The following is an 18,024-nucleotide window of genomic DNA, read 5'->3' as shown; positions in this document are numbered from 1 at the left end:
AATGAAACACCTTCTTGCCTCTGCGGCGCTGCTGATCGCTGGTGCGACGGCCCCCGCCTTTGCCTCGGACCTGACACAGCTCAGCGATGCTGAACGCGCAGCCTTTCGCGCCGAAGTCCGGGCCTATCTGCTGGATAACCCCGAGGTGATCCTGGAAGCCTATCAGATCTACGAAGAACGCCAGGCCGCAGCCCAAGCCGCAGTCGAAGAACAGATGGTCGCGGCCTATGCCGGCAAGATCTTCGACGACCCGAATTCCTGGGCCGGAGGCAATCTGGACGGTGATATCGTGCTGGTCGAGTTTTCCGACTATCGCTGTGGCTACTGCCGCAAGGCCCATTCCGAGGTGAAGCAGCTGGTCGAAACCGACGGCAACATCAAGCTGATCATCAAGGAATTCCCCATTCTGGGCGACCAGTCGGTGCTGGCCTCGCGCTTTGCCATCGCCAGCCGGATCGTCGGGGGCGACGAAGCCTATGAGAAACTGCACAACGCCATGATGGAAACCAAAGGCGCGGTCAGCGAAAAATCCCTGTCCCGTCTGGCGGACAAGCTGGGGCTGGACGGTCAGGCGATCCTGGCCAAGATCAATGATCCGCTGGTCAACCAGATTATCGGCGAAAACCACCAACTGGCCCAGGCGCTGCAAATTTCGGGGACGCCGACCTTTGTATTGGGCAACGAATTGCTGCGCGGCTATGTCCCGCTGGCCGATATGATGGAGCTGGTCGACGCCGCCCGCGAAGACAGCTGAGGCCTAGACGTCCTCGTCCATGACCTTGACCGCGCCGTCCTCGATCTGGGCGGCGCGTTTTTCGACCTCTTCCACGATGTGATCAACCATCTGGTCGTTGGACATCTTATGACTGGCCTTGCCGGCCAGATAGACCATGCCACTGCCGGCCCCGCCGCCGGTGAAACCGACATCGGTCATCAGCGCCTCGCCGGGGCCGTTCACCACGCAGCCGATGATGCTCAGGCTCATCGGGGTCTTGATGTGCTCCAGCCGCTGTTCCAGCGTTTCCACGGTCTTGATCACGTCAAAGCCCTGACGCGCACATGATGGGCAAGAGATGATATTGACGCCCCGGTGCCGCAGCCCCAGGGATTTCAGGATTTCATAGCCGACCTTGACCTCTTCGACCGGATCGGCAGACAGGCTGACGCGGATTGTGTCGCCAATCCCCATCCACAGCAGGTTCCCCAGCCCGATCGAGGATTTGATCGTGCCCGACATCAGCCCACCCGCCTCGGTAATCCCCAGATGGATGGGCGCGTCAGTCATTTCGGCCAGTTGCTGATAGGCAGCGGTGGCCATGAAGACGTCACTGGCCTTCACGCTGATTTTGAATTCGTGAAAATCATGGTCCTGCAGGATCTTGATGTGGTCCATGCCGCTTTCGACCATCGCATCGGGGGTCGGCTCGCCATATTTGTCCAGCAGGTGTTTTTCCAGCGATCCGGCATTCACCCCGATCCGGATCGAGCAATCATGGTCGCGCGCGGCCTGGATGACTTCTTTGACACGATCCTCGGAGCCGATATTGCCCGGGTTGATCCGCAGACAGGCGGCACCGGCCTCGGCGGCCTCGATCCCGCGTTTATAGTGGAAATGGATGTCGGCCACGATGGGCACCGGGCTTTCGCGCACGATGTCCTTGAGCGCCTTCGAGCTGTCCTGATCGGGCACTGACACCCGCACGATATCTGCCCCGGCTTCGGCTGCACGGATCACCTGGTCCAGCGTGCCTTTGACATCGGTGGTCAGCGTGTTCGTCATCGTCTGAACCGAGATCGGCGCATCCCCCCCAACGGGAACCGAGCCCACATGAATTTTCCGGCTTTTGCGGCGATAGATATTGCGCCACGGGCGAACATGGTTCAGCGACATGGGGTCGTCCTTGCATCCAGAAGGTCAGCTTAGGGGCTACTTAGCGCCAGCGCCCGCCCGCATCAATGGGGTGCGCTCAGTTGTCCGGCTGATGGCTCAGCTCGGCGACGGTGCGGGCCAGTTCCTGATGCTGTTCCAGCTCGGCCACGCTGTAGATGTCGGTCAGGTGATCCTGAGACAGCGCCAGATCCTTGGTCACGGTGCCACGGGTGCCTGCCGGGCCATAATGCTGGCCATTGACCGCGAAATAGATCGCGCTGGATTCGCCGACGCGCAGCACAGGCGGCTGTTCGGTCTGCGGAACGATCCAGCGATCGCCCGCCTCCATAATGCCTTCGAAGATCACACTGCCGTCGGCGGCGCGCACACGCACCCAGGCGGGGCGTACAGCGACCATGGCAACCTGCGGCGCAGCATCGGCAACCACCTGCGGAGTGGCGACGGGTTCGGGAACCGGCGCAACATCCACCAAATCAGCCTTGGCAGTACGGAAGCTGCCCACCATATCGGGATCCAGCGTCGAAATCGGCGCATCCCGCGCGACCATCACCGGCACATCCAGCGCCTCGGGGCGGTACAAACGATCCAGCGCATCCACCTGCGGGACGGTCAGCCCGGCATCGGCCATTTGCGGCCCAACGGTGCCAGCATTCAGCGGATCCAGATCGGCCAGAACATCGGGCGTGTTTTCAACCGGGGCCAGACGCACGCGCTGCACCTCGTTCAGAACGGTATAGCCGCCAAACCCAATCGAGCCGATCAGCAGCAGCAGAACCAGCGCAGACCCAATCGCGCCGGGTTCGATATTGGACAAGAAGGCCTCTTTCGCGGGGGCGAAGGGCGTCGCGTTCTTGGCAAAGGGATCGCTGTCACCTGCAACCGGCTGACGCTGCGTGGTCACCTTGCGGATCGAGGACGCCTCGGCCGACATGCCATGCGCCGTAGAGAATCCGCTTTCGGCACAGAAATCAGCAAAGGCCTGATCGGGGTCCATGTTTAGGTAACGCGCATAGGACCGCACATAGCCCGCAATAAAGCCAGGCGTGTCAAAGGCACTAGGATCGGAATTTTCGATGGCTGCAATATAGGAGGCTTTGATCCGCAACTCGCGCTGCACATCCAGCAAGGATTTGCCCATGGTGGCCCGTTCGCCACGCATCAAATCGCCCAGACGTGTTTCGAAACTGTCGAACCCTTTGGGTTCAACCTGCTCGTCTTCATCCATACGCGGTGTCTTGCGCCTGATCATCCCCATCTGCCCCTTTAGCAATTCGCTTTTCCGAACCTGCCGATTCGAGACGCGACCTTTATTTTCTTCACGTTAGCACAACTCAAGGGAAAAAGCAGCCCGGGGCCCCTCAGGCGGGTAATTCGGCGCAATTCAGCTCACATCGAGACCAGAGCTCATCCAGTGCGCGAACCAACGCGTCCATCTCTTGTGGGCCGTGTACCGGCGACGGTGTAAAGCGCAACCGCTCGGTGCCGCGGGGTACAGTGGGGAAGTTGATGGGTTGGACATAGATGCCAAAGGTTTCCAGCAACATGTCGCTTAACTGCTTGGTATGTACCGGATCGCCCACAATGACCGGCACGATATGGCTGCCATGGTCGATGATCGGCAGCCCCAGCCCTTTGAGGCGCAATTTCAACGTGGCCGCTTGTTGCTGGTGCTTGGCCCGCAGATCGCGATCAGATTTCAGATGCCGCACCGAGGCCGCAGCCCCCGCCGCCACAGCGGGCGGCAAGGACGTGGTAAAGATGAAGCCCGGCGCGTAAGACCTGATCGCGTCGCACATTTTTACCGAGGCCGCGATATAGCCGCCCATCACCCCATAGGCCTTGGCCAAGGTGCCGTTGATGATATCCAACCGGTGCATCAGCCGGTCACGCTCGGCCACTCCGGCCCCGCGCGAGCCGTACATGCCCACAGCGTGGACCTCGTCGATATAGGTCAGCGCGCCGAATTCATCGGCCAGATCACAAATCTGTTCGATCGGACCGAAATCACCATCCATCGAGTAAACCGATTCAAAGGCGATCAGCTTGGGCGCTTTGGGATCATCGGCCTGCAACAGTTCGCGCAGATGCGCCACGTCATTGTGGCGGAAGATCCGCTTGGCCCCGCCGTTGCGCCGCACCCCCTCGATCATCGAGGCGTGGTTCAGCGCGTCGCTGTAAATGATCAGCCCAGGAAACAGTTTTGGCAGAGTGCTTAGCGTCGCGTCATTGGCGATATAAGCGCTGGTGAACAACAGCGCGGCCTCTTTGCCATGCAAATCGGCCAGCTCGGCCTCGAGCTGTTTGTGATAGACCGTCGTGCCAGAAATATTCCGTGTCCCGCCCGAGCCGGCACCGGTGGCGTCAATGGCCTCGTGCATGGCGGCCAGAACGACGGGGTGCTGGCCCATGCCCAGATAGTCATTGCCGCACCAGACCGTCACGTCGCGGGCCGAGCCATCCGAATGCCGCCAGATCGCATGCGGGAAATTTCCCTTTTGCCGTTCGATATCGATAAAGGTGCGATAGCGGCCTTCGTCATGCAATTGGTTCAGGGCCTGATCCAGTTGGGCAGAATAATCCACGGCGATGATCCTTTTCCTTGTTCGCTGTATGCCGCTTGGGCCGCTTCCCGGTCGGCTGCCCCGCAGGGCAAACGGCATTTTCCTGCTCACCTTTTAGGCAGACTTGTGACCGCAAACTTTGATTTCCATCAATACGGCGGCTCTGGACAGTACAGCGGCGGGTGCTACGCTCAGGCTCAAAGAATCCCCCCACCCGGAGTGACCTGATGACCCTTGATCCCGTTCTAAGCCGGATTGACCAAGACCTGCCGCAAGCCCTGGATCGCCTGTTGGACCTGCTGCGCATCCCCTCGATTTCCACCGATCCGGCCTACGCAGACAAATGTCAGGCGGCGGCCGATTGGCTGGTGGCGGATCTGCAAAGCATCGGGATTGACGCGGAAAAGCGCCAAACACCGGGGCATCCGATGGTGGTGGGGCATGTCGACGGCGACGGGCCGCATGTGCTGTTTTATGGCCATTACGATGTGCAACCGGTGGACCCGCTGGAACTATGGAACCGTGACCCGTTTGATCCGGCGATCGAAGAGGAAAACGGCAAACAGGTGATCCGGGGTCGGGGATCCTCGGATGACAAAGGCCAGCTGATGACCTTTGTCGAGGCCTGCCGCGCCTGGAAAGCGGTGCACGGCGCCCTGCCCTGCAAAATCACCTTCTTTTTCGAAGGCGAAGAGGAAAGCGGATCGCCTTCGCTGATCCCGTTCATGCAGGATAACGCGGACGAGCTGACATCCGACATCGCGTTGATCTGCGATACGGGCCTGTATGGAGACAGCACTCCGGCCATCGTGACCATGCTGCGTGGACTTCTGGGCGAAGATTTCACCATCACCGGGCCGGACCGCGACCTGCATTCGGGCATGTATGGTGGGATCGCGATGAACCCCATTCGCGTGCTGAACAAAATCCTGGCCGAGCTGCATGACGATACCGGCCGGATCACACTGGACGGGTTCTATGACGATGTGCCCGAACTGCCCGACGATGTTCGTGCCCAGTGGCAGGGCCTGGGGTTTGATCACACCAGTTTCCTGGGCGAGGTCGGGCTGAAACACCCCGCTGGCGAGCAGGACCGCACCCCGCTGGAGATGATCTGGTCGCGCCCCACCTGTGATGTGAACGGCATCTGGGGCGGCTATACAGGGGCCGGGTTCAAGACCGTTCTGCCCAGCCAGGCCAGCGCCAAGGTCAGCTTCCGTCTGGTCGGGCAACAAGATCCGGAGAAGGTGCGCGCGGCCTTTCGGGCCCATGTCGAAAGCCGCCTACCCGAGGGGTTCTCGATCGAGTACCGGACGGAAAAGGGCGCGCCAGCCTCGCAAATGTCAATCGAGAACCCGATGTTCGACAAGGCGCGCCTGGCGCTGTCGGATGAATGGCCCAACGCTGCGGCCTATGTGGGCTGTGGGGGCTCGATCCCGATTGCCGGATATTTCAAGGATATCCTGGGCACGGACGCCATGCTGATCGGATTTGGCAAGGATGACGACCAGATCCACAGCCCGAATGAGAAATACGACCTGAGCAGCTTTCACATGGGTATCCGCAGCTGGGCGCGGGTGTTGGAGGCACTGACGCGCGGATAAAGACCTCCGTGTCTGTGTTCAGGTCGGGTTTGTTGAGTATTTGAAGAGCAAAGAAAGAGGGGCTCTCATGGCGAAAATGCAGGTCGGTGGGCTGGAGCTGGCGTATGATGTCCAGGGATCGGGGCCACCGGTGTTGTTGTTGCATGGGTTTCCGCAGACGCGGGCGATGTGGGGGCCGATCGTGCCGGTTTTGGCCGAGCGGTTTACGGTGGTTTGCGCGGATTTGCGCGGCTATGGGGGCTCGGGCAAGCCGGAGCGGGTTGTGGAGTATTCGTTTCGGGAAATGGCCGCGGATCAGGTTGGCTTGATGCGGGCGTTGGGATTTGAACGTTTCCATGCGGTTGGACATGATCGCGGGGCGCGCACAGTGCATCGGATGGCGCTGGATCATCCGGACCTGGTGATGTCGATGACGGTGATGGATATCGTCCCCACGCATCTGATGCTGGATCAGCTGTCGCGACACGTGGCCAAGGCCTATTATCATTGGTTCTTTCTGGCGCAGCCCGCGCCCTTTCCTGAAACCCTGATCGGTGCGGACCCGGACCAGTATTTCGAAAGCTGTTTGCTGGGTTGGGGGGCGTCGAAACTAGAGGATTTCGACCCGGATTTGCTGGCACAATATCGGAGCGCGTGGCGCCAGCCAGACACGATTCGCGGCATGTGCAACGATTATCGCGCCGCGCTGGAGGTGGATTTCGATCTGGACGCGCAGGATTTAGAGCGGCGTGTGCGCTGCCCGGCTTTGGTGCTTTATGGGGCAGATGGGGCGATGGCCAAAGCCTATGATTTCAACGAGGCCTGGGCCCCGCGTTGCGCACATATGCAGACCGAAGGGATTCCAGGGGGCCATTTTTTCCCGGATACGGCCCCGCGCGCGACGGCAGAATCGATTCTACGCTTTTTATCAGAGACTTAAAGCACACCCTTAAAGCGATCCGGCAGGCGAAATTGCAGATCATAGTCCGGGCGTTTGAAGTCGAAATAGCCGGTGTCACCGCGCGGGCCAAAGCTGCGGTGCATTTTCCTGCGATAGGGGCGCATGTCGAATCCCTCGACCATCTCCAGATCTGCGAAACTTTCAAACAGGGTGCGATCCTCACCACGGGCCTCGGCGAACCAATGGCGTCCGATAGCAGTGTCCTGGACCGAGCCTCCGATGTCAGCGGTGACCTGATTGCGCCGGTTCATGGCGCTGACATATTCACCGAAATCGCAGAATTTCAGATGCAAGAGGTACAGGTTATCGGGCGTGAACAGCGTGTCGAACTGGGTAAAATGCCCCCCGCGCGCGATCTTGGTGCCCACGGACAGAATACAGGGTTTTGAATAATGCGGCGCCAGGCGCACATGCATGCGCGGCCCCAGCAGGTGATCGGTGATGGGCTGTTCTTCTTGGTCAATCCGGTGGATCACCTCCAGCCCAAGCGGTGTGTACACCCGCCCTTTGCGCACGTCTTGCAGGAATTCCAGCAGCGTCCGCCCGTCCTGAGGATCATTCACCACCACTTCATCCACATCGCCGACGATCACATGGGTATAGTAACTGCGCAGCCCCATCACGAGATTGTTCAGCAGCCGCCAGCGCTTCATATCGAAATTCTTGTGCGGGTCGCCGGGAATGCCGATGATGTTGCAGCCTTCGGCCAGTTTCGCGACGTCCTCGCCCCGGCCATGGTTGACGATATACAGGTTTTCGCGCCCGAATATCCGTTCGTAATGCCGAAGCCAGATCTTCAGGAAAAACAGGTCGTCCCGCACCATGGTGACGACCGCAACGGTGGACTGCATTTGGGGTGGCCTCTGCTCAACTGCCTTTTGGCAAGCCTAACCGTTTTGCTGCTATAAGAGAATTGAATTTTGAATGATTGGAACGCCCCCTGTGACCGTTGCCGCGCTTGTGCCTGATGATTTTGCCCGGACCGGGCTGTATTTTGCGTCTAACGGGGTGGTTCCGACCCGCTATCAGGTGATCGGAGAGCGCAGCAGTGGCACCAACCATGTAAAGCGACTGTTGGGGCGCAATACGCCTCTGGCGCCGGTCGAGATCCTGGGCTGGAAACATGGTGGCCTGCAGGCTCTGGCCGTGCCGCGCGATCTGGTGGTGGTGCTCAGCCTGCGCAACGCGCTCGATTGGGCCTTGTCGATGTATGCCAAGCCCTGGCACACGCCGCCAGAGATGCAGCGGCTTGAGTTTTCGGCGTTTTTGCGGGCCGAATGGGCCACGATCATCGACCATCAGAAATATTTTCAGGACGCCGGCCCCCTGATGGTTGGCGAGCCCCTGCAGCAGGATCGCGACCCGCTGGGCCTGGCCTATGCCAATCTGTTCGCGCTGCGTGTGGGCAAGTTGGCCGCGCATCTGAGCCTGATCAATCGCGGCTGTTCCCTGGTGATTGCGCGGCACGAAACCGTTCTGGCCGATCCCGGGTCCTTCTTGGCGCAATTCCGGTCTGGGATGGGCCTGCCGCCATCGGAACTGCCGCTGCGGCCGGTGGTCAAGCGGCTTGGGTCTCAATTCATGCCTGCCGTTCCGGATCGCCCTGCCCGGCCAGACGCGATGCCCCAAGCGGACCACGCCTATATGCTGGAACAGCTGGACCTGGGGCTGGAATCTGCGTTGGGCTATCACTACTGACGCCAACCCCAAGGTCCTGCGCGTCGTGACATCCATTTCGAAGAAGGGAAAGTGGCGCGGTTGACGGGGCTCGAACCCGCGACCCCCGGCGTGACAGGCCGGTACTCTAACCAACTGAGCTACAACCGCGCATTTTCCCTCGGGTCTATCGCCTGTGGATCGGACAGTGGTGGCGCGGTTGACGGGGCTCGAACCCGCGACCCCCGGCGTGACAGGCCGGTACTCTAACCAACTGAGCTACAACCGCTCACTGTCCGCTCAGGCGACCCGAGCGTGAGAGGCTGTTTATGCGAGGCCCTGTCGGGCGTCAAGCGGATGATGCGGGAAAAAGCGCAATTATTTTCGCAAAATTTCCACCGCCCGCCCGACCTGGAATTTGCCCTCGTCCCGCTGGTTTTTGGCAACGGCGCCAACGCCCCTAATCGCCTTGCGCAATTGCCCAACAAACAGGCAAAACCGCTCGTCATGTCACTATTTCCAGCAAAAACCCCGTGAAACGCCTGTTTCACAGGCAAAATCAACACTACCCTGTTAGCGACAACACCAAGAAAGGCACTGCCGAGACCGGCCTGCAAACATATGGAAGACAACAGAAAATCCGAAGGGAATGGTGGGTGATGAGAGACTCGAACTCCCGACATCTTCGGTGTAAACGAAGCGCTCTACCAACTGAGCTAATCACCCGTGGCGCCCCTGTTACCGAAAGCAAACCAAAGGCGCAAGAGGTCAGATGACGGAAATTTCTGCAATTGTGTTTACGGATCTGGATGGCACGCTTCTGGATCATCACAGCTATGACTATTCGCCTGCTCTGCCCGCATTGGAATCCCTGGCACACCACGCGATTCCGGTGATCCTGGCCAGTTCGAAAACCGCAGCCGAGATCGCGCCCCTGCGCGCGGAACTTGGGCTGTCTCAGCATCCGGCCATCGTTGAGAACGGCGCAGGATTGCTGCCCGCTGGGGCGGCGTCATTGGCCGACAACTCGGACTATCAGAAACTTCGCGCCGCGCTGGACGCCGTACCCGAAGCGCTCAGGCGACTCTACACGGGTTTTGGGGATATGACGGCCCAGCAGGTGGCCGATCATACCGGCCTGCCCTTGCCTCAGGCCAGGCTGGCCAAGACGCGGCTCTATTCTGAACCGGGGATTTGGGCTGGCCCCCCCGCGCAACAGGCCGCGTTCGAAACCGCCCTGACGGCACAAGGGATCAGCCACAAATTCGGAGGGCGGTACCTAACGCTCAGCTTTGGCCGCACCAAGGCAGACCAGATGGAGGCGATCCGCGCGCAATATGGTGCCCGCACTGTGATTGCCTTGGGGGATGCCCCCAATGATCTGGAAATGCTCGCCGCCGCGGACCACCCGATTCTGATCACCAACCCGCAGGCCAAGCCCTTGCCAGGGTTGACATCCGACCTGTCAGCCCGCCTGATCCGAAGCACACGCACCGGACCTGCTGGCTGGAATGAAACACTCAACGCCTTGCTGCCCTCGCTGCTAATAGACGACCCAAAAGGAGCCTAACCTGTGGCTGACTTTCACCAGAACGGCAATATCGCCACCCTGCACAACCTGCGCGCCAATGATGGCGCTGCCTTGACCCGCGAGTTGGAGACCTTTTCCACCTCCCGCAAGATCTCGTTGATTCTGCCGTCGCTGTTTTCCGAGCTCGAAGGCGACGCCCTGCCCCGCATTCTGGATGAGCTGGCCGAGGTGCCCTATCTGCACCGCATCATCATCGGGCTGGACCGCGCGAACGAAGAACAGTTCCGTTATGCCAAGCAATTCTTCTCGCGGTTGCCGCAGGAACATATCGTCATCTGGAATGATAGCCCGCGGATGAAGGCGATTGATGATCGGTTGGCTGCCCTGGGTCTGGGCCCGTCCGAGCCGGGCAAGGGTAAAAACGTCTGGTCCTGCCTTGGGTATCTGATGGCCTGTCAGGACAGCGCGGTCGTGGCGATCCATGATTGCGATATCGTCACCTATGAAAAGGACATGCTGGCCCGGCTGGTGTATCCGGTGGCCAACCCGACCTTTCCCTATCAGGTGTCCAAGGGGTTCTATGCCCGCGTCGGCAACGGCAAGATCAATGGCCGCGTGTGCCGGATGCTGGTCTCGCCCACGTTGATCGCGCTGAAAAAGGTGATCGGGGATCGGGACTATATCGATTTTCTGCGCTCGTTCCGCTATCCGCTGTCGGGCGAATTCGCCATGCGCACCTCGATCCTGCCCGACCTGCGGATGCCTTCGGATTGGGGGCTGGAGATCGGCCTTCTGTCCGAGGCCTGGCGCAATCTGGCCCGCAAATCCGTGTGCCAGGTGGAAATCGCCGATCACTATGACCACAAACACCAGGACCTAAGCCCCGAGGACAAGACTACGGGCCTGAGCCGCATGTCCATCGACATCTGCAAGTCCATGTTCCGCAAACTGGCCACGGATGGCACCGTGTTCACCGAGGAAACCTTCCGCACGCTCAAAGCCACCTACTACCGGACCGCCTTGGATTTGCTGGAGGATTACTATCACGACGCTCAGATGAACGGGCTGGAGGTCGATCGCCACCAAGAAGAGCGCAGCGTGGAAATGTTTGCCGAAAACATTGTCGAGGCGGGGCGCGTCTATCTGGAAAACCCTGCCGAAACACCCTTTATCCCGACCTGGAGCCGCGTGCATTCGGCCGATCCCGACCTGATGCGCGACCGCAAAGCCGCGGCCGAGGCCGATTTTGCCGAATACAGCTGAGGGGCGCGCAGCCCCTTAGAATTTGTTGGTGATCCAGCGGCACTGGTAGGGCGCGAAAGAAATTTCGCTGCCTGCCGGGTCGATATGTTCGCCGCTCAGCAGATCCACCCATTCTTCTCCGTCGATCAGGTTGATCGCTTGTGGGGTGATGGTCAGCCCGTCCGCGCTGACATTGTGCAAGGCGAAAATCGACTGGTCGCGTTCCAGGCTTTGCCGCCAGAGCCCGAACAGCCGGTCATCAATCTGCAAAGTGAACTGCGTCGCATTGGGATGGAACGCCGTCTGCTTGCGCCGCACGGACATGCGCCGCAGCAGCTCGTTCATCACCCGCGACTGTACGGTTTCCGGGTCAGACAGGCGCGCGTTCAGTTCGCCATAATCCCAACGATGCCGGTTGATCGCGCGGTTATGGCCGGATTTTTCGACCCCTTCGTGATCATTCGGCGTGCCCAGCAGCGCATGAATGTAAAAGGCCGGGATGCCCTCCAGCGCCATGATCAAGGTTTGCGACGCCATGAAGCGATCAAATTGCCAGTGATCCGGCCCCTCGAAGGTGCCCTTCATTGCTTCGTACCAGGTGATGTTCAGCTCGTAGGGGGCCTCGCCCCCGCCGGGCAGCGCGCGCATGCTGACCTCGCCACCGAATTCGCGCACCATCCCGATGACCTGATCGACCTCGGCCGAGCTAAGCAACCCTTCGGCCGGACGCATCCCGATCCCGTCATGGCTGGCGGTGAAATTCAGGTAGGCACAACCCATCTGCGCGGGCGGCATCGAGCCCTGCCAGCAATTCAGATACTCGGCCTTGCCCGCCATCATCGCATGCAACACCAGCGGCGGCAGCGAGAAGTTATAGACCGCGTGCGCCTCGTTGCGGTTACCGAAATAGGACAGGTTTTCCGCCTTGGGCACGTTGGTTTCGGTCAACAGGATCACCGGTTCAACCGCGTAATCCGCCAGCAGCCGCATCAGCCGCACAATCGCGTGGGTCTGGGGCATGTGAATGCTGGTGGTGCCGATTTCCTTCCATAGGAAAGCCACCGCATCCAACCGAATGATCCGCACACCCATGTCGATATGCAGCCGCATCACCCGCAGGAATTCCAGCAGAACCTCGGGGTTGCGAAAGTCCAAATCCACCTGATCATGGCTGAACGTGCACCACACATGGCGCGACCCGTTCACCGTCTCGACCTCGCGCAGCAACGGGTGCGTGCGGGGGCGCACGACGCTGCTCAGATCGTCCGTGGGGTCGGCCTCGAAAAAGAATTTGTGATAAGGTTCATGACCTTGCAAGTAGGCGTTAAACCACATCGACTGGCTGGAGACATGGTTCAGAACCAAATCTGACATCAGCTTGAACTCGGCCCCGATGCGGCTGATATCGGCCCAATCGCCCAGCACCGGATTGACCGCGCGGTAGTCGGTCACAGCAAATCCATCATCCGAGGTATAGGGAAAAAACGGCAGAATATGCACCCCGTCGATCACACCCTTCAGATGCCGTTCCAGAAAGTCATGCAGCAGGTCCAGCGGTTTATGCTGCCCGTCAACGATCGAGTTGCCATAGGTGATCAGCAGCGAATCCCGCTCGGACCACTGGTTATTCCCGGGAACGCGTCCGCGTTTGCGGCGATGGTTGTCTTGCTCGGAATTTGTTGGCCAGAATGCCTCGATCACCTGAGAGGAAAGGATCGCACTGTCCAGATCGGGATAGACCTGTTCCAGAAGCGCGCCGAGTTTGATGCTGAAGGATTGATTTTGAGAGGCCATTTCAACGTCTTACTATTTTCTCTTGTTGTGCCCGGTTCAAGGGCACTTGCGCAAGAGATCCGGGCAAATGACTTCAAATTAGACAGTTTCTACAGCAAGTGCGGTCAAAAACTAGTCGCCTGGGCACCCTCGGGTGCTGAAAAATTGCGTCGCCGCAAGCCCATCAAGGGGCGCTCCAGCCCCCAACAAACGGCGGCGGTGCCCCTCGGATTCCTCTTACCAATTGTAAAGAAAAGATGGCGCACCCGATAGGATTCGAACCTATGGCCTCTGCCTTCGGAGGGCAGCGCTCTATCCAGCTGAGCTACGGGTGCCTGAACGCGTCTTTAGCGAATGCCCGCGCTGGGTGCAATCGGTAACGCGCGGGCATCAGGATTTTTCATCGCTGAGGGTCAGGCGAACAGGTCATGCGCCAGTTCCAGCGCATCCACCAACACGTCCACCTCGGCCGTGGTGTTGTACATTCCAAACGAGGCACGGCAGGTCGCCGGAGTGCCCAGATGATCCATCAGCGGCCCCGCGCAATGGTGCCCGGCCCGCACGGCCACGCCCTTCTTGTCCAGAATGGTCGAGATGTCATGCGCATGCGCTGCCCCCTCCATCGTGAACGAGAAAATCGCCGCCTTACCAGGCGCAGTGCCCTGCAGGTTCAGCCAGTTAATGCCGGACAGACGCTCCATCGCGTATTTCGCCAGCGTGGCCTCGTGCGCGGCGATGTTTTCTATGCCCACGCCCATCATATATTCCAGCGCGACGCCCATACCGATGGTTTGTACGATCCCGGGGGTGCCGGCCTCGAACTTCATGGGGGGATCGTTATAGGTCACGACGTCTTTGCTGACCTCTTTGATCATGTCGCCACCGCCGATGAAAGGACGCATCTCGGCCATGCGCTCTTTGCGGATATAGATCGCGCCCGAGCCAGACGGGCCGTACAGTTTATGCCCGGTGATCGCATAGAAATCGCAGCCCAGATCTGCCACGTTCACCGGCATATGCACCGCGCCTTGCGAGCCATCCACCAGCACCGGAACGCCCATATCGCGTGCGGCAGCGCAGATGGATTTTACATCAACAACGGTGCCTAAGACATTGGAACATTGGGTAATTGCGACAAGCTTGGTTTTAGGACCGATGGCTTCGATCACCTTTTGTGGATCCAGCGAGCCGTCGGGCTCGGTGTCGACCCATTTCAGCACGACCCCCTGGCGTTCGCGCAGGAAATGCCAGGGCACGATATTGGCGTGGTGCTCGGCGACGGACAGGACAATTTCGTCACCCGCCTGCATCCGCGGCATGGCCCAGCTGTAGGCAACCAGGTTGATCCCTTCGGTTGTGCCCGAGTTGAAAACGATTTCATCCTCGTCCGGCGCGCCCAGGAACTTGGCGACGATCCCACGCACGGCCTCGTATTTTTCGGTCGCCAGATTCGACAGGTAATGCAGCCCGCGATGGACGTTGGCATATTCCTCGGCATAACCACGGGTCACGGCGTCAATCACCACCTGAGGTTTCTGCGCACTGGCGCCATTGTCCAGGTAAACCAAGGGCTTGCCGTTCACTTCGCGTGCTAGAATGGGAAAATCCGCGCGGATTTTTTCGACGTCATACATGGGTCAGAATCCTGTACCACCGGCCCCAATCAGGAGCAAAAAGAGAGAAAGCCCAAAGGCAAAGCCAAAGCCCGCGATCAGCATCGAGATGATGGATTTCCCCAGCGAGCGCCAGCCTTGGGCCACATCGATGAAATTGGCCAAAATCCACAGCCCATAGAGACCAATCGCCAGCGACAAAAGATCGGCCAGCCCCGGCTGGATCAACATCAGGATCATCACGCCCAGCTGTGCCGCCGCGCGCAGGGCCTGCAGCCAGACGACCAGCGGCAGCAGGTCCATCAGCTTGGCGCGACCGCCCAGGACCTGCCCGATCCAGGACAGCACCATCGAGCCGATGACCATCGCGGCCACCATCAGCGCCAGGTACAGAAACGGCAGGTTGATCCCCGAGGCAAACCCGCCGCGGGTTTCAAGCAACGTAATCGACGCGGAAAACAACAGCGCGTTCAGCACCGCCACCAGGGCAAGCGCGGTCCAAACGGCCTCGGAACGGAAGGACTGCGAAAGGATCTTTTCGGCCGCGTTGCGCGGCGTGCGGATCGTTTCGATTGCCAGTTCCTTGAACGGAAACATCGACTTACCCTTTCTTGGCCGGAGTTTCTGCGGGCGGCCATTCGGCCTGTCGCAACCCGGAAATCCAGAACCACAGGAACACGACCAGCCAGATCAGACCAACCAGCGTCAACGCGCCCCCGGCCCCGATAAAGCCAGCCACCATTCCCTGAAGCAAGATCAACGGGGAGGACGCCAATAGCGCCCAGAACAGCGCGATCCGCGCCCCATATCCCGTGCCCCGCCCTCCGGCCGCACGGGCCACCAGATGCGAGACGAAAGCGATCACATACATCAATAGCGGCGCGATCATGATCCAGGCCAGCAAGGTGGCCCCCAGCAGCATTTGCAGCTCAAGCTCGGGGTCCAGATGGGCCTGACGGGCCAGTCGCGGCCATTGCGCCACAAAGACCACGGTGCACGCCGCCATCAGGATGGCAAGTGCGCGATCCTCGCGTTGACCCATATCCAGCAGGCGGGCCACAACCCGGCCCGGCCTGCGGTAACTGGCCACGATGTCAGCGGTTACAGGCATCAGTCGCGCCGGCGCTCCAGCCAGCCTTCCAGACGCGAGACGATCTCGTCCCGCAGTTCCTCGGCCTCGATCTCGTCCACTGCTTCGGCAAGGAAGGCCAGCACCAGAAGATCCGTTGCCTCGACCGTGGGCACCCCGCGCGAGCGCAGGTAGAACAGAGCTTCCTCGTCGATCGCCCCCGAGGTCGAGCCATGCGAACAGGCCACATCATCGGCATAGATTTCCAGCTCGGGTTTGGCCAGAAACTGGCTGTCCTCATCCAGCAACAGAGACTGGCTGATCTGATAGCCGTCCGTTTTCTGGGCGCCCTCTTTCACCAGGATTTTGCCCTGGAAGACGCCGGTCGCCCCGTTGCGCAGCACCTTTTTGAACACCTGACGGCTTTCGCAATTCAGCGCATCATGGGTGACAAACACGGTGTCATCATGGTGGAAATCACCGTCCCCCATACAGGCGCCAGCGACATGGGCCACGGCGTCATCCCCCAGCAGTTCGATAAAGCACTCGTTGCGGGTCAGCACCCCATTGGCGGTCAGCGTGAAGCTTTTGAAAACGCTTTCGGTGCCCAGACGCGCGAACATATGGGTCACGGCGCGGCGCTGGTGATCACGACCTTGCGCACGCACATGGTGGAACTGCGCTTTGTCGGCGACCTCGACCTCCATGCACTTGTTGAACCGTGCCGCTGCGGGCCCGTTTTCCAACAAGGTGAACGAGGCGCCCTCTTCAACCTTGATCACATGGTGCAACACCGCGTCCGAGCTGTCAGACCCATGGATATAAACCAGGCTGACCGGCTTGCTGGGGGTCGCGGTCACGCGGATCAGCACGCCGTCGGTCGCAATGGCCGTGTTCAACGTCGCCAAGGGGCGCTCGACCGGGGTTTGCCCGTTGGTTTCAAGCACACCATAGGCGTCTTTTGCCCAGTGAATATCGGTGGCGCCAGCGGTTTCCAGACGGTCGATCTCGATCCCTTCCAGGGCCAGATCATCGCTGGCCTCGGCGTCAAACACACCATCCACAAAGACCAGCTTCAACCGATCAACACCGTCAAAAACGGGGATTTCCCCACCGGTGTCGAACAGCGCAGCCACGGGGGCCTGGTCCGCTGTCAGCGTCTCTGGTCGGGTGTATTTCCAGTATTCATCGCGACGCACGGGCAGACCCATGGCGCGCACCCGCGCCAAAGCATCCTGACGGGCCGCCGCCAACCAGCCGCCCGATTGCGGCACGGAAATGTCCGCCAGTCGGGCCTGGGTTGCGTCCAGTTTTGCCTGAGGAACGGCCATTACTCGACCTCCGCCAGAATGTCGGCATAGCCGTTCTGTTCGACTTCCAGCGCCAGTTCGGGACCGCCGGATTTGACGATACGACCCGCGGCCATGATGTGCACGACATCAGGTTTGATGTGGTCCAGCAGGCGCTGATAGTGGGTGATCACCAAGAACGAACGCCCCGCGTCGCGCAACGCGTTCACGCCCTCGGACACCAGTTTCATCGCATCCACGTCAAGACCCGAGTCGGTCTCGTCCAGAATGCACATTTTCGGCTGAAGCATCGCCATTTGCAGGATCTCGTTGCGCTTCTTCTCGCCGCCCGAGAAACCCACGTTCACAGGGCGTTTCAGCATATCCGCGTCGATTTTCAGGGTCTTGGCCTTGGCGCGGACCTCTTTCAGGAAATCGGTGGCGGACAGCTCTTCTTCGCCGCGCGCTTTGCGCTGTGCGTTCACGGCCGTGCGCAAGAAGGTCATGTTGCCCACGCCGGGGATTTCCACCGGGTATTGGAAGGCCAGAAAGACACCCGCAGCGGCGCGCTCTTCGGGCTCCATCTCCAGGATGTCTTCGCCGTTCAACGTTGCTTCGCCGTCGATCACCTCGTATCCGTCCTTACCGGACAGAACATAGGACAGTGTCGATTTACCAGAGCCATTCGGCCCCATGATCGCATGGACCGAGCCCGCTTCGATCGACAGGTCGACCCCTTTCAGGATCTGCTTGTCTTCTTCTTCAAGTTTGACCTGCAGGTTATTGATTTCCAGCATGTTTTTCCCTTTTCACTCACTGCGCACGGCGGCGCTGTCTGGCCTTGGTCCCTGGCTG

17 protein-coding genes and 4 tRNA genes are annotated in these 18,024 nt (G+C 59.9%); 7 read left to right on the top strand and 14 right to left on the bottom strand.

What is annotated here, in order from left to right; translation table 11 throughout:
* Nucleotide 1: 1 nt before the first annotated feature.
* Entirely contained in the window at nt 2-754 is a 753-nt protein-coding gene (locus tag ACXADQ_RS15140; protein ID WP_475322438.1) for a DsbA family protein, read from the top strand.
* A gap of 3 nt (nt 755-757) precedes the next feature.
* On the opposite strand, the gene ispG is transcribed toward ACXADQ_RS15140, so the two are convergent.
* The 3 genes from ispG to hemA all read right to left on the bottom strand — a co-directional run bounded on the left by ispG (nt 758) and on the right by hemA (nt 4,473).
* The gene (ispG, locus tag ACXADQ_RS15135; protein WP_475322436.1) at nt 758-1,891 is read right to left on the bottom strand and encodes a flavodoxin-dependent (E)-4-hydroxy-3-methylbut-2-enyl-diphosphate synthase; all 1,134 of its coding nucleotides are present in this window, start codon (nt 1,889-1,891) and stop codon (nt 758-760) included.
* Between the two features lie 76 nt (nt 1,892-1,967).
* Nucleotides 1,968-3,140 (bottom strand): helix-turn-helix domain-containing protein, encoded by a 1,173-nt coding sequence (locus ACXADQ_RS15130; protein WP_475322433.1) that lies wholly within the window; start codon nt 3,138-3,140, stop codon nt 1,968-1,970.
* Nucleotides 3,141-3,249: 109 nt separating this feature from the next.
* Nucleotides 3,250-4,473 carry a 5-aminolevulinate synthase gene (hemA, locus tag ACXADQ_RS15125; protein WP_475322428.1) on the bottom strand — a complete coding sequence of 408 codons (1,224 nt, stop codon included), beginning with the start codon at nt 4,471-4,473 and terminating at the stop codon, nt 3,250-3,252.
* 206 nt (nt 4,474-4,679) lie between these two features.
* Between hemA and ACXADQ_RS15120 the strand changes: the two genes are divergently transcribed.
* The gene (locus ACXADQ_RS15120; protein WP_475322424.1) at nt 4,680-6,056 is read left to right on the top strand and encodes a M20/M25/M40 family metallo-hydrolase; all 1,377 of its coding nucleotides are present in this window, start codon (nt 4,680-4,682) and stop codon (nt 6,054-6,056) included.
* 67 nt (nt 6,057-6,123) lie between these two features.
* The gene (locus ACXADQ_RS15115) at nt 6,124-6,975 is read left to right on the top strand and encodes an alpha/beta fold hydrolase (RefSeq protein ID WP_475322420.1); all 852 of its coding nucleotides are present in this window, start codon (nt 6,124-6,126) and stop codon (nt 6,973-6,975) included.
* On the opposite strand, the gene ACXADQ_RS15110 is transcribed toward ACXADQ_RS15115, so the two are convergent.
* Nucleotides 6,972-7,847 (bottom strand): glycosyltransferase family 2 protein, encoded by an 876-nt coding sequence (locus ACXADQ_RS15110; RefSeq protein WP_475322417.1) that lies wholly within the window; start codon nt 7,845-7,847, stop codon nt 6,972-6,974. The two genes, ACXADQ_RS15115 and ACXADQ_RS15110, sit on opposite strands and share 4 nt — an antisense overlap.
* Nucleotides 7,848-7,920: 73 nt before the next feature.
* Between ACXADQ_RS15110 and ACXADQ_RS15105 the strand changes: the two genes are divergently transcribed.
* Complete coding sequence (locus ACXADQ_RS15105) at nt 7,921-8,694, top strand: hypothetical protein (protein WP_475322412.1); 774 nt, start codon at nt 7,921-7,923, stop codon at nt 8,692-8,694.
* Between the two features lie 52 nt (nt 8,695-8,746).
* Here the strand turns inward: ACXADQ_RS15105 and ACXADQ_RS15100 are convergent.
* Both ACXADQ_RS15100 and ACXADQ_RS15095 read right to left on the bottom strand, forming a co-directional pair.
* Nucleotides 8,747-8,823: transfer RNA gene (locus tag ACXADQ_RS15100), tRNA-Asp, on the bottom strand.
* 41 nt (nt 8,824-8,864) lie between these two features.
* Nucleotides 8,865-8,941, bottom strand: a tRNA-Asp gene (locus tag ACXADQ_RS15095).
* A 68-nt stretch (nt 8,942-9,009) separates the two neighbouring features.
* Between ACXADQ_RS15095 and ACXADQ_RS15090 the strand changes: the two genes are divergently transcribed.
* Entirely contained in the window at nt 9,010-9,189 is a 180-nt protein-coding gene (locus ACXADQ_RS15090; protein ID WP_475322408.1) for a hypothetical protein, read from the top strand.
* Between the two features lie 113 nt (nt 9,190-9,302).
* Here the strand turns inward: ACXADQ_RS15090 and ACXADQ_RS15085 are convergent.
* Nucleotides 9,303-9,378, bottom strand: a tRNA-Val gene (locus ACXADQ_RS15085).
* A gap of 46 nt (nt 9,379-9,424) precedes the next feature.
* Here ACXADQ_RS15085 and ACXADQ_RS15080 point away from each other — a divergent pair.
* Both ACXADQ_RS15080 and ACXADQ_RS15075 read left to right on the top strand, forming a co-directional pair.
* Nucleotides 9,425-10,222 (top strand): HAD-IIB family hydrolase, encoded by a 798-nt coding sequence (locus tag ACXADQ_RS15080; protein ID WP_475322405.1) that lies wholly within the window; start codon nt 9,425-9,427, stop codon nt 10,220-10,222.
* 3 nt (nt 10,223-10,225) lie between these two features.
* Nucleotides 10,226-11,446: a glycosyltransferase family protein gene (locus tag ACXADQ_RS15075; RefSeq protein ID WP_475322401.1), complete on the top strand. Its 1,221-nt coding sequence runs from the start codon at nt 10,226-10,228 to the stop codon at nt 11,444-11,446.
* 15 nt (nt 11,447-11,461) lie between these two features.
* Here the strand turns inward: ACXADQ_RS15075 and ACXADQ_RS15070 are convergent, their stop codons facing one another.
* From ACXADQ_RS15070 to sufC, 7 genes are all read right to left on the bottom strand, one after another.
* Nucleotides 11,462-13,219 carry a sugar phosphorylase gene (locus ACXADQ_RS15070; RefSeq protein ID WP_475322398.1) on the bottom strand — a complete coding sequence of 586 codons (1,758 nt, stop codon included), beginning with the start codon at nt 13,217-13,219 and terminating at the stop codon, nt 11,462-11,464.
* A gap of 237 nt (nt 13,220-13,456) precedes the next feature.
* Nucleotides 13,457-13,533, bottom strand: a tRNA-Arg gene (locus ACXADQ_RS15065).
* Between the two features lie 78 nt (nt 13,534-13,611).
* A complete protein-coding gene (locus ACXADQ_RS15060) occupies nt 13,612-14,832 on the bottom strand; it encodes a cysteine desulfurase (RefSeq protein ID WP_475322394.1) in 1,221 nt (406 codons plus the stop codon).
* Between the two features lie 3 nt (nt 14,833-14,835).
* Entirely contained in the window at nt 14,836-15,408 is a 573-nt protein-coding gene (locus ACXADQ_RS15055) for a YIP1 family protein (RefSeq protein ID WP_475322391.1), read from the bottom strand.
* Between the two features lie 4 nt (nt 15,409-15,412).
* Nucleotides 15,413-15,922, bottom strand: a complete 510-nt coding sequence (locus tag ACXADQ_RS15050) for a YIP1 family protein (RefSeq protein ID WP_475322389.1) — start codon at nt 15,920-15,922, stop codon at nt 15,413-15,415.
* On the bottom strand, nt 15,922-17,211 hold the full coding sequence (gene sufD, locus ACXADQ_RS15045) for a Fe-S cluster assembly protein SufD (RefSeq protein WP_475322387.1): 1,290 nt from the start codon (nt 17,209-17,211) through the stop codon (nt 15,922-15,924). Before sufD ends, ACXADQ_RS15050 begins: the two co-directional genes overlap by 1 nt.
* Nucleotides 17,211-17,966 (bottom strand): Fe-S cluster assembly ATPase SufC, encoded by a 756-nt coding sequence (gene sufC, locus ACXADQ_RS15040; RefSeq protein ID WP_475322383.1) that lies wholly within the window; start codon nt 17,964-17,966, stop codon nt 17,211-17,213. The genes sufD and sufC overlap by 1 nt, the downstream gene beginning before the upstream one ends.
* Nucleotides 17,967-18,024: the final 58 nt, after the last annotated feature.

It is taken from the genome of Thalassovita sp. ABM4_323, assembly GCF_056158665.1.
This window is presented reverse-complemented; position numbering and strand designations above follow the sequence as displayed.

Excerpts from the sequence above, each read along its gene's own strand:
- sufD (WP_475322387.1), bottom strand. The coding sequence starts at position 17,211 with ATGGCCGTTCCTCAGGCAAAACTGGACGCAACCCAGGCCCGACTGGCG.
- ACXADQ_RS15130 (WP_475322433.1), bottom strand. The coding sequence starts at position 3,140 with ATGATCAGGCGCAAGACACCGCGTATGGATGAAGACGAGCAGGTTGAA.
- ACXADQ_RS15080 (WP_475322405.1), top strand. The coding sequence starts at position 9,425 with ATGACGGAAATTTCTGCAATTGTGTTTACGGATCTGGATGGCACGCTT.
- ACXADQ_RS15060 (WP_475322394.1), bottom strand. The coding sequence starts at position 14,832 with ATGTATGACGTCGAAAAAATCCGCGCGGATTTTCCCATTCTAGCACGC.
- ACXADQ_RS15120 (WP_475322424.1), top strand. The coding sequence starts at position 4,680 with ATGACCCTTGATCCCGTTCTAAGCCGGATTGACCAAGACCTGCCGCAA.
- ACXADQ_RS15110 (WP_475322417.1), bottom strand. The coding sequence starts at position 7,847 with ATGCAGTCCACCGTTGCGGTCGTCACCATGGTGCGGGACGACCTGTTT.
- ACXADQ_RS15105 (WP_475322412.1), top strand. The coding sequence starts at position 7,921 with ATGATTGGAACGCCCCCTGTGACCGTTGCCGCGCTTGTGCCTGATGAT.
- ACXADQ_RS15050 (WP_475322389.1), bottom strand. The coding sequence starts at position 15,922 with ATGCCTGTAACCGCTGACATCGTGGCCAGTTACCGCAGGCCGGGCCGG.
- sufC (WP_475322383.1), bottom strand. The coding sequence starts at position 17,966 with ATGCTGGAAATCAATAACCTGCAGGTCAAACTTGAAGAAGAAGACAAG.
- ACXADQ_RS15115 (WP_475322420.1), top strand. The coding sequence starts at position 6,124 with ATGGCGAAAATGCAGGTCGGTGGGCTGGAGCTGGCGTATGATGTCCAG.
- ACXADQ_RS15140 (WP_475322438.1), top strand. The coding sequence starts at position 2 with ATGAAACACCTTCTTGCCTCTGCGGCGCTGCTGATCGCTGGTGCGACG.
- ACXADQ_RS15070 (WP_475322398.1), bottom strand. The coding sequence starts at position 13,219 with ATGGCCTCTCAAAATCAATCCTTCAGCATCAAACTCGGCGCGCTTCTG.
- ACXADQ_RS15055 (WP_475322391.1), bottom strand. The coding sequence starts at position 15,408 with ATGTTTCCGTTCAAGGAACTGGCAATCGAAACGATCCGCACGCCGCGC.
- ispG (WP_475322436.1), bottom strand. The coding sequence starts at position 1,891 with ATGTCGCTGAACCATGTTCGCCCGTGGCGCAATATCTATCGCCGCAAA.
- ACXADQ_RS15090 (WP_475322408.1), top strand. The coding sequence starts at position 9,010 with ATGATGCGGGAAAAAGCGCAATTATTTTCGCAAAATTTCCACCGCCCG.